General features: G+C 49.1%; 14 protein-coding genes. 5 read left to right on the top strand and 9 right to left on the bottom strand.

Annotation, left to right across the window (positions count from 1 at the left end):
- Positions 1-192: 192 nt before the first annotated feature.
- Positions 193-462 (bottom strand): DUF481 domain-containing protein, encoded by a 270-nt coding sequence (locus JW883_04520; GenBank protein MBN1841534.1) that lies wholly within the window; start codon positions 460-462, stop codon positions 193-195.
- Between the two features lie 456 nt (positions 463-918).
- On the opposite strand from JW883_04520, the gene JW883_04515 reads away from it, so the two are divergent.
- On the top strand, positions 919-1719 hold the full coding sequence (locus JW883_04515; GenBank protein MBN1841533.1) for a hypothetical protein: 801 nt from the start codon (positions 919-921) through the stop codon (positions 1717-1719).
- Between the two features lie 330 nt (positions 1720-2049).
- Here JW883_04515 and JW883_04510 read toward each other — a convergent pair whose 3' ends face one another.
- From JW883_04510 to JW883_04490, 5 genes are all read right to left on the bottom strand, one after another.
- On the bottom strand, positions 2050-2271 hold the full coding sequence (locus tag JW883_04510; GenBank protein ID MBN1841532.1) for a hypothetical protein: 222 nt from the start codon (positions 2269-2271) through the stop codon (positions 2050-2052).
- Between the two features lie 130 nt (positions 2272-2401).
- Complete coding sequence (locus JW883_04505; GenBank protein ID MBN1841531.1) at positions 2402-3658, bottom strand: hypothetical protein; 1257 nt, start codon at positions 3656-3658, stop codon at positions 2402-2404.
- Between the two features lie 172 nt (positions 3659-3830).
- Positions 3831-4610 carry a DUF4197 domain-containing protein gene (locus tag JW883_04500; GenBank protein MBN1841530.1) on the bottom strand — a complete coding sequence of 260 codons (780 nt, stop codon included), beginning with the start codon at positions 4608-4610 and terminating at the stop codon, positions 3831-3833.
- 146 nt (positions 4611-4756) lie between these two features.
- Positions 4757-5047: a hypothetical protein gene (locus tag JW883_04495; GenBank protein ID MBN1841529.1), complete on the bottom strand. Its 291-nt coding sequence runs from the start codon at positions 5045-5047 to the stop codon at positions 4757-4759.
- Between the two features lie 61 nt (positions 5048-5108).
- Complete coding sequence (locus JW883_04490) at positions 5109-5756, bottom strand: hypothetical protein (GenBank protein ID MBN1841528.1); 648 nt, start codon at positions 5754-5756, stop codon at positions 5109-5111.
- A 667-nt stretch (positions 5757-6423) separates the two neighbouring features.
- Here JW883_04490 and JW883_04485 point away from each other — a divergent pair.
- Complete coding sequence (locus JW883_04485; GenBank protein MBN1841527.1) at positions 6424-7446, top strand: hypothetical protein; 1023 nt, start codon at positions 6424-6426, stop codon at positions 7444-7446.
- A gap of 91 nt (positions 7447-7537) precedes the next feature.
- On the opposite strand, the gene JW883_04480 is transcribed toward JW883_04485, so the two are convergent.
- The gene (locus JW883_04480; protein ID MBN1841526.1) at positions 7538-8902 is read right to left on the bottom strand and encodes an AAA family ATPase; all 1365 of its coding nucleotides are present in this window, start codon (positions 8900-8902) and stop codon (positions 7538-7540) included.
- A 608-nt stretch (positions 8903-9510) separates the two neighbouring features.
- Here JW883_04480 and JW883_04475 point away from each other — a divergent pair.
- The 3 genes from JW883_04475 (at position 9511) to JW883_04465 (ending at position 11362) form a co-directional block, all read left to right on the top strand.
- Entirely contained in the window at positions 9511-9750 is a 240-nt protein-coding gene (locus JW883_04475; GenBank protein MBN1841525.1) for an AbrB/MazE/SpoVT family DNA-binding domain-containing protein, read from the top strand.
- Positions 9744-10079, top strand: a complete 336-nt coding sequence (locus JW883_04470; GenBank protein ID MBN1841524.1) for a type II toxin-antitoxin system PemK/MazF family toxin — start codon at positions 9744-9746, stop codon at positions 10077-10079. Before JW883_04475 ends, JW883_04470 begins: the two co-directional genes overlap by 7 nt.
- Positions 10080-10483: 404 nt before the next feature.
- On the top strand, positions 10484-11362 hold the full coding sequence (locus JW883_04465; protein MBN1841523.1) for an MBL fold metallo-hydrolase: 879 nt from the start codon (positions 10484-10486) through the stop codon (positions 11360-11362).
- Between the two features lie 382 nt (positions 11363-11744).
- Here the strand turns inward: JW883_04465 and JW883_04460 are convergent, their stop codons facing one another.
- Together JW883_04460 and JW883_04455 are read right to left on the bottom strand one after the other, a co-directional pair.
- A complete protein-coding gene (locus tag JW883_04460; GenBank protein ID MBN1841522.1) occupies positions 11745-13613 on the bottom strand; it encodes a PAS domain-containing protein in 1869 nt (622 codons plus the stop codon).
- Positions 13614-13993: 380 nt separating this feature from the next.
- On the bottom strand, positions 13994-14845 hold the full coding sequence (locus JW883_04455) for a fused MFS/spermidine synthase (GenBank protein MBN1841521.1): 852 nt from the start codon (positions 14843-14845) through the stop codon (positions 13994-13996).
- Between the last annotated feature and the right edge of the window lie 303 nt (positions 14846-15148).

Genomic DNA, 15148 nt, shown 5'->3' with positions numbered 1-15148 from the left:
TCACTCAAAAAGACCGCAAAGAAAGGCTATTGTTGCTTTTTTGAACCTTTTGCCATGTTGTTTATGCAACTATAGGGTAAAGCAACTGTGTTTCCTGTCAAGACATTGAGGTAGCATTCACCAGCCATGGTTTGCGGTTTTTCATCATAGCATTCAACATGTTAAGCAGTTTTCTCATACAAGCAATTATGATCAAAAATTAACGACGAGCGTGACAGCCAAAATGGTATCCGTGTCTTCCAGAGTTGAAGGAACAGGTTGATGATCATACTTGATCACATAGCTTGCCTTCAGCGAGAGATAGTCGCTCAATGCAGATATCAGTGCTGTTTCTGAATTCACATTGTAATTGTCGCTATCGTCGAAATCGTACAGGAACTCGAGAGACTGGGAAAACTTGCTTTTTTCTGTGAAAGCGTATTCGTACCGGGCAGCGGCACGGCCCCCAAGGTAGTCTGCCATGACTCCTCCCCTGTAATCATTGGATTATTGGAAATTAGTTCGTTGTATCCAACATAGCTCTCCAAACATATGAAAACATGCTTGCGCTCAAGGGTGGTGGTACTGATAAGTTTACTTCTTGGGTATCTACGAGTCGAGTCGTAACAGCGGCGTCTTTTTATTGTTGGACGGAATCTGTTATGGTCGACGAGTCCTTCTGTAAGCCTATTACGGAAGAAATCGTGCAAAGTCAAGGCGGTCATGATGAGTACAATATCCAGAAAGTCTAAAACGGCCATAGCCAGTGCTGACACTGCTTTTAACGAATGATGATCCTTACTGTTCATATTTGGTTGACATCCAAAAACCCCCGTCATATTTACTTGGTTAAGAATTAAGTCTCCATCATATTTTCTATACCAATGGAAATAGCAATTTTCCAGTTTCCAGTTTCCAAAGAAGGAAGGAGAGTGAATTATGAAAAAATGGATCCTTATAGGCGGCGGGGTCGTCATCTTCATTATCATCTTCCTAGTTGTAGGGATCTCCAACCTCGGCCCCATGATCAAGAGTGCGGTGAACACATACGGTCCAAGAATAACAAAGACAGAGGTGCGCCTGGCGGATGTGAGTGTGTCCATATTTTCAGGGGAGGCCAATCTGAAAGACTTTTATCTCGGCAACCCCAAGGGATTCAAGTCGCCGAAGGCCATAAGTGTGGGATCAATCCATGTGGATGTTGATGAGGGGTCTGTTACTGGAGAGACGATCATTATTGACAAGATAGAGGTGGTTCGTCCTGAGGTCACCTATGAGAAGTTGCGCGGAACAGACAACTTCAGAACCATTTTAAACAACGTGAAAAGCACCGTGGATCCGGGCGAGCCCTCCAAAAAGCAGCCTCAGAAAGAAGGCGAAGGGAAGAAGATCCTGATCAGAAACTTCATCGTGAGTGACGGAAAGGTAAACTTAGCTATGTCCGTGCTTGCTGGTAAGACCGTAAGCGCGTCGCTGCCAGACATCCACCTCAAGGATATTGGAAAGAAAAAGAATGGCGCATCGCCTGCCGAGGCATTTGAGGAAGTGTTCGCGGCGCTGTACGAAAACATCATTTCCCCGGCTGTCACTGATACCCTGAACCAAGGGCTTAAGGCCCTGGGTTCGAATATCGGGATAGCAGGCGATAGGGCTAAAAAGCAATTGGAGACAGCTGGCGAAGACGCCAAAAAGGAGGTGGAAGCAGTCACCGACAAGGTGAAAGGTTTGTTCGGAAAATAGTGAAGCAGACCCTTTTCTGATTTAGAGAGAAAGCTAAAATTGACATGGCAATCTCACTATCAAGAACGTTTGTTATCATATGAGGGATATAGAAAATCTGTACGGTTAGCGGAACCAGAAATCAGGCTTAGGCCATCGAAAGCTTCACCTTGACATGTTGCACGGTGAATCAGATTTTTCCAGGTGCCATGCTAACACCTGGGACTCGCCCACAACAACACCAGTATAGAATGTCCCTCTTCCCGTCCCGAGCACGATCTTCCTCCGGGGCTTCTCGGCCTGTGAGATACATTCTTTTCTCTCGCCAGTTCGTTTCCCCGCTTCTCGGCCTCACCCCTTCATGAGGTCGACGATCCGCTTCTCAAGGCCGTAGATGGTCACCCAGGCCAGGCCCACTAGGGCCAGGTTGAGGGCAAAGGCGGCAAAGAGGCGATTCCATACATCCGGTGTGTCTATGGCGACACTGCGAAAGGCGATGCATCCTGTAAGCTGACAGAAGGCGCACCAGAATCGTCCCAGATTGGCCCTGTGTTTCTTCACCATCTCAAGCATGTGTTTCCTCCCAGGTCGGTTTTGTGACAGAAAAGCCTGTGAACTCTGTGAGAGATTCTTTTTGGTCTCTCGCCCGCTTCCCCGTCTCTTTGTAGCCTCTATGAGAGAGCGGTTCGGGAAGTCAGGGGGATTACCTGATCTGAATGTTTATGCCCACCAGCTTCCAACCACCATCCCCCGGGAAATACTTCAGGTTGAAATGGGTTTCCGACGGCTTTGTGGGATAGGCCCCGTCCAGATGAAGCCACCCGTTATTGTCCAGATAGGGCTTTTTCTCAAGAGCAGGATCGAGCCCATCGATGATGGTAAGATCGATGTTCTTGTCTGTAAATGCCTTAAAGAGGCGGCCGAATGCATCTCTGGGGGTCTGATTCTGCCAGACCTTTGCCACGGTGTCATAAAAATCCCCGAAGTCCTTTGCCTTCACGGCACGGGCAAAGTCCAGCATGGTGCGGTGGGCCAGCTCCTTGAGCTGTGGTTCCGGGGGGATACCGCCTGTCTGGGCCTTGGGTGCGGCCATGGGGGTGACCTTGACATTCACGCCAAAGGGCTTCCACGATGGCGCCTCATAAATGTAGGTGAGATCAAAGGGAACCCCAAGCGGATAGACCTTATAGATGCCCTTAAGGCGCAGCAACCCCTTTTCGTTTATCGAGGGCGCCTGGGTGAATACGGGCTCATGTCCCTTGAGCCCCGTCAAATCAATGTTGTTGTCTGAAAAAGGCTTGAAGGTGGCGGCCAGTTTCTCTAACGTGATCTGCTTTTTCCAACTTTCTGAAAGCCTGGCATAAAGCCCGGAAAAATCCCTGGAGTTGACGGCCCGGGCAAAATCCAGCATGGTGTCCTCCACCATCTTCTGGAGTTCCTCTGTTGTGGGCATGGCCCCTGGTGTGGGCCTGGATCCCGCCATGGGCGATGTTTCCACATCAATGCCTACCAGTTTCCATGCCGGGGCCTCGTAAAGGTACTTGAGGGTGAAGTCTACGATAAAGGGGTAAACCTCATAGCCCCCTTGCAGCGCCAGCCATCCGTTAGGGTCCAGATAGGGTTTCTTTTTGAAGGCAGGCTCGTGGCCGGCCAGGATGGTCAAGTCGATATCCTGATCAATAAAGGACCTGAAGAGCTGGGCCAATTGCTCCTTGGTGGTCTGGGATTGCCAGAGTTGGGATATCTTTGTGTAGAAGACCGTAAAATCCTTTGCCTTCACTGCCAAGGCAAAATCGAGCATGGCCTCCTGGGTCATTTGCTTGAGAGCGCCATGGGCAGGCATTGTCACCTGTGCATGGGCAGCCCCTGCAAGAAGAGCCAGGCACAGGAAGCCCGCTGCGGTGAAACGCCCGATTGAGGAAAACGAAATTCTACCGATCCTGATGCGCATGATTTCCATAGGGACCCCCTTCCTCGGTTCCGGGTTCAGAGTTGCCTTGTTCTTGCCGCAGACGCACACAGACACAACCAGGAAACGGAAACCGCCAGAATGAGGAAACCGTAGATTGCCTGAGCAACCATTGCTCCACGTCTTTCCCCATTCACGGCCTCTCCGTACCGTCTGTGAGAGGCTAGGGTTGCTTCGCAAAGACCTCCTTCAGCAGATCGGTCACCCGGGCCGCAGGATCCTGGCGGATTTTCTTTTCCTCCTGGGCGAGCATCCAGAAGAGCCCTTCCAGGGCCCGGTCGTTCACGTACTGGTCCAGGTCGAAGGTGAATTGCTGCACAAAGGGGAGGGTGCGCACCATGTCGTTTAGGGCCTGAAACTTTCTGGTCACCCCCACGCCGGACATGGCCTCCCGGATAATGGGCTTAAAGACCTGGCTGAGCGGGTCATGGGTCTTGTCCTTGAAATAAAGGGTGGCTTCGTTCTCCCGGCCCTTAAGGATGGTGGCGGCATCCGAGATGGTCATGGCCTTGATGGCATCCGAGAAGATGGCCTTGGCTTGAGGTGCCGCCTTTTCCGCGGCCCGGTTCATGCTCATTTCAAAGGCATCGAGCTGCTCGCCGTACCCGGCCGTCCGGATGATCTGCTCGACCTGATGGACGGCGCCCGGAAGGGGGATCCGGATCTGGGGGTTCTCTGCGTAGCCGCCCACCTTGGAGACGACCTCCACGGCGTTCTTGGTCCCAACCTGGAGGGCCTCCTTGAGCCCCTCAATGATCTTTGTCTCGGAAAGTCCGCCCCTGAGCCCCACGGCCTGTTGAAGGCCCTTGAGCAGGTCGGCGAGCCCTCCATGGGCGATGGATGGTCCCATGGCCATAGAGGTAATAAAGAGCAGTAGGGCAATGCCTCGAAAGGACTTGCCGTCCCATGGCATGGACATCATAAACCGCTTGCAGTTTTTCATTGTTCAAACCTCCCTCACACCCTTTTTTGTGCCTCTCAGGGGAGACCGTCTAACAGAATAGCGCCGGTGTCAAACCTACACTGGCTGTTGCCCAAATAGGACTTGAAGACGGGGCTTCCCGCTGCTTTGTCCCCGCTGCTTTTCGTTCAGGGTTCACTCCCCCCCTTGATCACTCTAACCAATTGTTCAACGAGGGATTTCCTGTCTCTGATGATAAGGGTATTGGTGGCCGAATAAGCTGTGATCCGGCCGTCTTTGGTTAGCAGAGGTCGCAAAACAGAGGCGAGCTGTTCTGCATCCGCGTGATCAAGGCGAATGACCTTGACCACGATGGGCTCACTAAGGGGCCGTGTGTGTTGACCATGCACAAGGCATGGACAAAGGCATAGCCAAGCCATGAAAACAGAGACGGCAAAGGATTTGACCCTGATTGTCATGTCACCCCGATCTCAGAAAAACCTGCAATCCTCTTTGTCGTTTGTGAGCGTTTCCGTATCCTCATGTTCCAACGACCGAGTTCTCTTCTTGAGCCTTTGGCACATCAACGGCCTTAATGATCTTTTGCAACCGTTGAATGTTAGGAAGGAAATCCGTGATAATCAGCGTCCCTGACCGGGCGTGAGAAACAATGACGCCACCTTCGGACACCAGGGGAGTCAACAGGCTTTTCGCGTCGTCCGGACTAAGATAGTTGAGATGGATCACTCGCGTTACGAACCTGTCTTGTGCGATTCCCAGTTCCTCTGAGAGCCCTGTTTCTACACTTTTTCCCCGAGCCGTTGCTGAGGAAACGATCTTAACCACACCCCCATCCTCCACGGTCGTATATCCGTGAACCTCAAGTACCGACTGAAAAAAACTGAAAACCTCATTCACCGGGACCTTTGTGGGCGACACCACCGTGACGCGTCCCTTAACATGGGGGCCGATGATGAAATTCGTTCCTGTCACCTCGCTGACGTAGCTTATGAAATCACGGATGTCCGCGTCCTGGAAGTTCATGTCAACGGAGGGTCGCTCCACGACTTCCGATTCTGATGAACTGGCAGGGATACTGGTAGATTTGCCCAACGCCGGTTGTTCAGACGAACCTGCTGCTGGACTAATCCACAGAAACCACAAAAGACAAACCGTAAACTTGGTCAACCCGTATCCCCCAGAACATTTTGCAAAGGTCTCATTTCCCTAAGACAACGTCAATACGGCTCCCTTAAGGCATGGGAGGAGACCATTCAGATTCTATATTGATATCACAAAAAATTGGGGATCGCAAAAGGTTGGATACGTTCACAGGAATGGAAGACACGGGGTGTTCTTCACACCCTCTCGGGAAAACAAAACGCGTAGCCTTCGTGTCTGCTGTTTGCCCCAATAGGTTGTGTTAGCCACGGATGTCCCCAAAGAGGTCTCTCTGTGATTTGATGTTCCAATGAATGTCGTCATGGGTTGAAAAGTCAACTCGCGTTGGAAATCGTTGTAAAAACAGCGCGGTTATGATAGCGATAATCCAAGATTTTCTGTTCCCCGCAAAAGCTAATTATGATGGACTCGTAAAAAGTCCGCAAACAGACGGCACAGTAAAAAGCTCCAGATGCAAGGCGCGCGAATCTTGAGGAATGAGGCGTACATACGGTACGTCGCAATGACGAAAGATGAAGTGCAACGTCGCAGATGGACTTTTTACGAAGCCGTCAATTATAAAGAGATTCCATGATGAGCCCCAAGCTCTTGTCCTCTTGTAGACAAATGTATTTTTCCGGGTGATGGAATATCCCTTTGAAGGCCCCTAACCAAATTAACAGAGGCACAAAAAATGACAGCATCGAATGATAACCAAGAACAGGAGCAATGGGAGCCTTCCTCTGAAGAGATGTATGGTCTCAATCGGATAGGAGTGCTTGAGAGCCTCAAAGATGAGATTAAGTGGGCAAAAAGAAGGTGTTGGCTTGTAGTCCTCGCCATTGCGGTTGTTGGTTCCTTCCTTGGTGTTTTTGGCTATTTCTGGGTGCCACTTTTGATTCGCGACACTGTCGACAATCTTATCGAGAATCAACTTAAACGAACCACGGAGGCGACATCCAGCGCCGAAGTAGCCGCTTCGGTGGCACGTAACCTTGCTCAGAGAGCCTCAGACAAGATGAATGATGCGATTGAGAAAGCAAACCTGTATGAAGAGGAAGCAAAAGGACTTCAGACCAGGGTAGCCGAACTGAACCAAACATTCGTTGTCTTGAGACAACAGCTTGAAGCAAACACTGCCAACTTGAAGGAAGCAGGCCGAAAAGACAGAGAACCAATAGAATTCCGGCTTGCGGGCCTTGAGAAACATGTTGCTGATCTCTCCGAAGAATCCGTCAAGAAAGATGCATTTACAGCCTACAAGACGGAACTGAACACTAAAAAAACAGAGACAGAGAAGGAAAAAACCGAATTCCAGAATAATTCTAAGTATATGGTTGTCATAAACTACCGCATTTGGGCGAAGAACTTTTCCGAAAACATAGTCCGGAAGCTATCTGAGAAGGGTTTCAGAGCTACGGCTTCTCGCATGACAATTGCCGGCGAGGCAGAAAACGTAGTAAGCGCCCCAGCGTTTCCGACATCCGAAGTGGTTACTATCGCATACTACTGGCCGGAAGATGCAGAAAAGGCGGGTTTCGTTAGTAGTGTGGTAACCGAAGTCTTGCGGGGTGAGTACAAAACAGAAATAAAGCAGGATCTTAAGGTCAGCGAGTTTCTTGCAAGACAAGCATTGGACAGGCAGTTGGGTATCGATTTTTCAAAACGGATAGATGTTTTCATTGACAGACGCGGATTCGCCTACTTCCAATTCTAACGGTGAAAGGCAGCATAAACTGAGGCGACCAATTCCGTTCCCTCATCAAGCAGCGTGGATCTGTATAACTGTGAAAGGATTAGCGGGCAGCTTAAATCTTTTGAGCCGCTATTGCAAGAAACCGTCTGAAAGGATGTTTAAAACTTACCTTCAATTTATAAGGGTCCTCAGGTTTGTAGAATCTTTTTGACATATGTTCTACACACTGGGACGCCTTGACATAGGGGCAGTGGAGAAGAAAGGGACGCCTTTTTTCCTCTGCTGTGCGCAGAGTACTCCTGTCGTACGGAATGCTTCCGAGATATTCAGGCTTCATTCGGAACCGGGCTTCACGTGTATTAATACTCTTGTCTACAATTTTCTTAATCCCGTCATAGATTTTGACCCCCTGCTCAAGATGATTTACCTGGTTGATCACCAAGATTGGAGAAAATGTGAGCGCAGGAATATACTTGGGAAGTCTTCCCTCCAATCTTTCCTCGATCTGCTTAAACCGGAAAAAACCGGCCTTTGCACACGCGTATCCGGACACTAGGTCTTGGGGCGTGGTCACGATCACCGTTTGATCAGCTCCTAATGCGAAATCGAGAACTGCGTGTCCAATTCCAGCACTAAGGTCGAAGACAGCAAAGTCATAGCCCTGACTTATCACTTTGAAATGCCTGAGGAACTTCACCTTCTGGGCGTAGTACAGATTGGCCAATCTCAATTCACCGCATGCGCCGCATATAAGGTCGAAGTGGAATCTTGTTGGCACGACGAGATTTTCCAGCCCACTATCTTTATTTAGGAAATCCAGCAGGTTATGTTTAGGGAAGATGCCGAGCTTGTTGGAAATGTCCGCACTACCCAGATCAGCGTCGATGAGAAGAACTCTGGCTCCAGTTTTAGCCAATGCAGAGGCAAGGTTGATGGAAAAATGTGTCTTCCCCACACCCCCTTTGTTCGAGATGACAGAGAGGGTGAGAGCCCTGGTTCTCGCTTCCTCAGTGTCTTTTTCTCGTGTCGCTTGAGGCACTTCCTGCCTGGGTTTGACAGTGCCCTCCGCAGGTTGTCCGTAGACCTGTCGCAGGACCGTAAGAAGTGAGCTCTTCGGGGAAGCAGCGGGACGAATTTTGCACCCGGTGAGGAGTTCAAGACTTCTGACCGCAATTGACTGGCCTGGAGAGGCCATGGCCACCAGCAGCGTATCATCGACAAGGCGGATGGGTAAAACTTGCCGCCTCATGGCTACCTGTGAATCAATCAGAGAAACAGCAGCGGGCTCAATATGCGCACGCAAAGGATCCACAAAGGGTATGTTAAGCTTCTTAGCAGTTGCCTTGGCGATCCGCGTCTCCGTATCAAGCCTGGCGGGAAACAAGCACACCCCTGAAGAACCTTTGGAGACTTTGCCCTCAGTGTCTTGAGTCTGCTTTGCCTCCTCAACCCTGAGGTTTCTTGCGTTTTGCCTCATTACTTGGTTCTCCCTCACAGCGTCCCAAAAAACAATTTCCCATGAGCTACGTTTAGAACGGGAAAGGAGGGTACGCACTACCCAGGACGCTGCTTTTTTACATTACAAGTAGGCATTTAGTAGACATTCTGGCATTTGTCAAACTTTTGGGGGTGAAGACGGAAAAGGGGGCTGTTCTTCTTTCAAAGTTTTCTGTCGACGAAGTCTTTTCATAAGGTTATCGCGTGCTGTACAGGTCAAAGATAAACGCGTCAGGTGCGCTTAATGGTCTGTTGGTCAGAGGATATACACACCGGAATTAACTTGAAAACTAAAGAATGTCCCCCAAAATTCTCCCGTTTCAGGCCCAGAAAAGGGGACTTATTTCTCAGGAATCACTACTTGGACTTCTGTTTATGTTAATCTGACGGTGTCTGCGAGGGTGACGATTACAGGAGGTCCCCAATAAGGTCCAAGTCAAACTAGTCAAGCATGTCCCCAAAGATGCGAGGTGTGCGGGTTAGGCCTCAAAAGCAATTCCAGTAAACCAATTTTTTAATTGACATTCTTCTATTGCGGATATACAATGTATATCATTTATGTAAGGAGGTATAACTATGCAAGATAATATGGAGTTACAAATTGGGAAATGGGGCAATTCACTTGGTATCCGACTTCCAAAGCACGTATTAGAATCACTCCATCTGGGCGTAAAAGATCGGGTAAGTTGCTCACTAGAGGATGGAAAATTGATTTTAAAGCCCTTGTCTCACCAAAAGAAATACACATTAGACGAGTTGCTCGCCCAAGTGCAAGAGCCCAGCGTAGAAGTTTCATGGGGCAAACCTGAAGGAGAGGAAGTTTGGTAGGCTATATCCCAAAACGCGGAGATTTTATTCGCCTTAATTTTGACCCACAAGCTGGACATGAACAAAAGGGAAGCAGGCCAGCTTTAGTAGTAAGTCATAGCGCTTTTAATAAAAAGTTGGGGTTTGTTTTTGTTTGCCCCATCAGCAACACAAAGCGTAAAAATCCATTCTATGTAGCCATACCCAAAGGTAAAAAAGTCACAGGGGTGATCATGTCAGATCAGTTGCGTTCTCTTGATTACAGAGCTAGAAAGGCGGCTCTCATTAGCAAATGCCCGGAAGATCTACTTCAGGAAGTCCTATTGCGTATAGACCCCATAATGTTCTAATTCCCGAGTATTGTCATCGTAACAAAAGGCCGAACAAGACACTAAAGGGGACATTCTTAACTACTTGAGAGTCCAAATACATATCGGGACTGGTTTTGGAAAGAGGCTAAAGGAGGAAATCATATCGCAGCTTGCTTTGGCTATCATCAACGGCATGGACTTTCTTGTGACTTGGAACTTTCATCACATCAATAACGCAAAGATGAAAAAAGGGGATTGCCAGGGTTGCTGAAGAAAATGGGTATGAATTGCCCCGTAATATGCTCTCCAGAGGAGCTTGAAGGAGAATGAACATAAAAAAAGACCCAATTGTTGAAGATATCAGAAAGATTCGCGAAGCACATTGAGCATAACGCAATAATCGGGGCGATAGACAATTTTTAGAGGTGGCCTGGAGGTTTGTGTTGAAAAAAGACACTTGCACACTCATAGGAATCAAACAAGACATTCCTGGTTTTGACCGTTTCATCGGTTCGTGGGTATATCGGGGAGACCTCAATCTTGTCGTGGATGTGGGCCCAGCCAATTCAGCGGACAGCCTGATCGAAACCCTGGAAAAAATGGACCTGGACAGGGTGGATTACATTCTTCTTACGCACATACACATTGACCATGCAGGCGGACTTGCCAAATGTCTTGAGCGTTTTCCTATGGCCAGGGTTGTGTGTCACGAAAAAGGGATAAAACACCTTGTGGATCCCACAAGGCTTTGGGAGGGGAGTCGCAAGGTCCTTGCCGAGATTGCCGAGGCGTTTGGCCCCCCTGGAGCCGTGAAACATGAGAAATTCATTTCCCACACCGAGGCCGACATAGATAACCTTGCCGTTATTGATACCCCGGGCCATGCCCCCCACCATCTGTGTTTTGGCTACGGGGGGCATCTTTTTGCCGGTGAGGCCGGGGGGAATTACTACTCCATCCAAGATATTGATTACTTGCGCCCAGCCACTCCTCCCAGGTTCTTTCTGGAAGTCTTCTTGGCGAGCATAGATCGTTTGAGGGCCTTTGACGACCAGCACATGTGCTACGCCCATTGGGGAGATGCCCCCAGCTCGCACCAGATGCTGGAGCGGTTTCGGGAGCAGATTCTAAGATGGAAAGACCTTGTCCAGGAAGAAATCCCGTCAGGAGATAATGACCTTGTCACTAGATGCGTGGATCGTCTTCTGGAAAAGGATCCGGATCTAAAGGCCTTTGAACTTATGGAACCTGATGTCCAGAAACGGGAAAGATATTTTTTGTCTAATTCAGTGAGAGGTTATATTGGGTTTCTTAAACCCTAACGTTGCAAATGAAAACCATCAGTCCCGCAGGCGGGACAGACATTGCCCGAAGGGCATGACAGTTAATAGCTGGCCAGTTCGGCCAGCTATTTGTCAGCGTCAGTCAGCGTGTGTCTGCGGCTAAATCAAATCTTGCATTGCATCTTCGCTGTGAAACAATCAGTTGTGGCCGACCTTGCACGTTGGGGGCAGAGAAAAATTGTGCACGTTCTGCACGAACGTCCCCTAAATTTCGCCCGTCCCCTAAATTTCGCCTGGAGTCCCTCGCGCCCTCCTCCTGCCTCCCCAACCACCTCGAACCTGGCATCGCATCCTATAATAGCTTTGAGGTCTTCCCTAAAAAGGGGATGGTCATCAACGATCAATATAGTTTTCTTTTGTGTCAATCTTTTTCCCTCTCATAGGGAACTTTTATAAAGATTTTTGTGCCCCGCATTGGACTGGATTGAATAGTCATTGTCCCTCCAAGCAGGCTAACCCTTTCCTCCATGCTAGTGAGTCCCAATTGCTTCTCCTGCGATGCTGTAACCCACCGGTCGTTCGCATCAAAACCTTTGCCGTTATCTTCTATCCGAAGGATAATGTTAGACAAAGATAAGACTAGCTTCACAATTGAACGGGTGGCTTCAGCATGCTTCCTGACATTGTTAAGACCTTCTTGCACCAGGCGGTATAGGTTGATCTCGGTGTCAGAATCCATTTTCAAATCATCCATACCAGCGGAAGAAAAGTCAACGCTTAGCCCAGTCTTTTCAGAGAAATCCTCACAATACTGAAAAGTAGTCTGGATCAGCCCCAATTGATCCAGACCGGAGGGGCGTAGGTCATATGCCAGATCGCGCACAGCTGTAATGGATCCGTGAAGAATCTTAGACAATTCGGACACCCTATGCCTTATCTCGCGGGGGACTGTCGGCTGATTAACAAAAAGCGTTTCACAGATGATTTTTGCTGTGGCAAGATTTTGTGCTACGCTGTCGTGCAACTCACAGGAAATCTTCTGACGTTCTCTTTCCTGGGCCTTTATCAGCTCATGGGTAAGAGTCCGAATATGTTCTGCGGCCCGCTTCTGATCAGTGATATTCCTGGCAATCTGGATAAAGCTCACAATATCGCCTGCTTCATTTTTAATAGGTACGCTATAATTATCCCAATAACTTTCCCCCTCTATGCCCCTAACTCGGGGGTAACGAATGACGGCTCTTTCAAGCCGACCGGTTTCCTGTGATTTCTTCGTCGGGCATTCTTCACACGGCGTATCTCTACCAACGAAAAGTCTGAAGCAGAGTTGACCTACCAAGTCTTCGGGAGACATGTTGGATGCCTCAGCTGTTGTTTTGTTGGCCCAAATGATTCTCATGTCCTTATCAATATAACGAATCCTATCGATTGAGGCGTCAAGAATTGCCCTTTTCTGCGCTTCGCTCTCCCGGAGCGCCTCTTTCGCATGCTTGCGCTTCGTGATATCCCAAAAAATGCCCAACACACCTGTGATATTTCCCTTTTCATCTTTGATAGGCGTTTTGACTGTATGGACCCACACTTCTTGTCCATCCTGGAGGTACTTCTCTTCAATATCCTCTGTGTTCCCTGAGGCAACAATTCTCTTATCGTCGGCTCTGTATTTTTCAGCCAGAGCCTTTGGAAAGAAGTCGTAATCTGTCTTGTCTTGAATCTCTTCTGACTTGATGTTCAAATCTCGAGCATAGTTCTCATTGCAGGATAAATAGACTAAGGCGTTGTTTTTGAGGAATATCTTCTGTGGAAGATGTTCAAGCAACGTTTTATACTTATTCTCACTCCGCCGCAGCGCCTCTTCCGCATGCTTGCGCTCGGTAACGTCGATGCCCAATTCAAGCACCAGTGGTGAACCATCGATGTCCGAGAAAGGGTAGTCGTAGATCTGATAAACCCTCCCATCGCCCCGGACCCACTCCCACTCTAGCGGCCTTCCTGTCTCGAAGACACTGAACGGTCGGCACAACTTGCAAGGCTTATCTCGCCCCGTAATAACTTGGTAACAGGCTCTCCCCTCCGGCTCTCCAAAGCGTTCCCGGAAGGAGCGGTTAGCAAAACGGATAGAATGATCCGGCCCCTGAAGATAGACATATCCCGGGAGCCCATCAAGAAGGGCAAACAGCCTTTTCCGCTCAACCTTCAGTGCCTTCTCCGCCCGCTCCAGCTTAACGGCTTGCCTCCTCAACTCCTTAACCTGTTGTTCCAATTCTTTGTAAGTCGGTTTGTTAGCCATCAGGAGATCCTCCGATTACCATGAAAATAAAAAAGGCTCCAAGCAAACGCATCTTCAATACGACGCATGGAGCCTTTATCAGTCCCATAGGGCTTCCTGGTGAAGTTTATGGTGTTTTCATAGGATTTGCTATCATTTAAACCCATGATACATTAGACGGCTATGAGTTGTCAAAGGCGGGAACCCTCCAGTCATCACCAATTCAAGGCCAAAGATATGTATGGGTCGAAGCCGGCGGTGGAAGATTCGAGATGTCTTGCCAACTGTTACACTTGCCAACCAAACGATTTTGCTAAAGATTTCTGACCCATATCGCAAATCTTGTTAAGATCTGTGCCTACCGCCACTTCTACTTTAAACTTTCGGAATGGACACCCAGGCTATGGTCCTGAGCACTCTATCCTCAGTCGCTCAGCCACTTTGGCGAGATCAAAGAATAGGCCCAAATCCGATGTGAGCTGGCGGGCTGCTGTCACCAAATCCGCATGCGCTGGCATTGTCCCAAGAGCCTTGCCGAAGAGAACCAGATTGAAGCCATCTGTGCTTCGGATACACGCCGTCGCTGGAAACGTGGCCCGGAAGCTCCTCTTAATTAGCGTTTCTCTCTCTCCCTCGTCCCAGACATTAAGAACTGCGACTCCACCGGTGGACAAGTTCGCCTTGACCCCGTTGAAGAACTCGACCGTAGCCAGGTGCTCGGGCATAGCGTCTCCTGTATGTACATCAAGGAAAATCAGGTCATATAAACGTTGCGTTCGCTGTATGAAAGCGGCGCCGTCCTCTATGTGGATACGAAAGCGTGGGTCTTCTCGCACACCGAAGAATCTCTTGGCGGCCTCGACTACAACTGGATTAATCTCCACGACGTCGATCCACAAGGTGGAATAGTGTCGTCGTAACAACGTCGTGAAGGCGCCACCCCCTAAACCGATCATGAGTGCACGCTCGCGTTGGGGAGTTAACGCCATACCGAGCATCGCAAAACGGATATACTCCATTGGAACTGCGCTGGGACTTGAAAGTGAGATCGTGCTCTGGTTGCCAGCGTCTTCGGTACCAAACCGGAGGTTGCGCATGCCGCCTTCGTCCACCACCAGAATGCGACCGAATTCAGAGCGCTTATCAAAGCGGATCTGAGGTGAGCGGACTGTGTCTGTTGTGCCCGGTGGAGATGATCTGTCTTCACAGGACAAAGCTGCTAAGATTAGGACAAATAATAGTATGCGCCCCATACGGTCTCCACGATTGTTGCCTTGTCGATCATCGGTTTTAGAAAAACCATGGCCCTCAGCTCTGATTCTATCTGGATATCACAAAAATTCGGAGATTTCAAAAGGTTGGGTGGATAGCAAAGATTTACATCCTGCTATATCCGTTTAAGTTTCAGCTCTCGGGTGGGGAGAACCGGGACGTTCGTTCCGAACTTGCCTAGAGTATTTTCAGCCATACGTTTATCTCAGACTCTTAGCACCATGAAACATTTCCTGCAACACATAAGTAAGTAGGCCCTAATCAACAAGCCCTACGCACGCTGG

It is taken from the genome of Deltaproteobacteria bacterium (assembly GCA_016930875.1).
Classification (GTDB): Bacteria; Desulfobacterota; Desulfobacteria; order Desulfobacterales.
The sequence above is the reverse complement of the archived record's forward strand: the minus strand, read 5'-3'. Positions and strand labels throughout refer to the sequence as shown.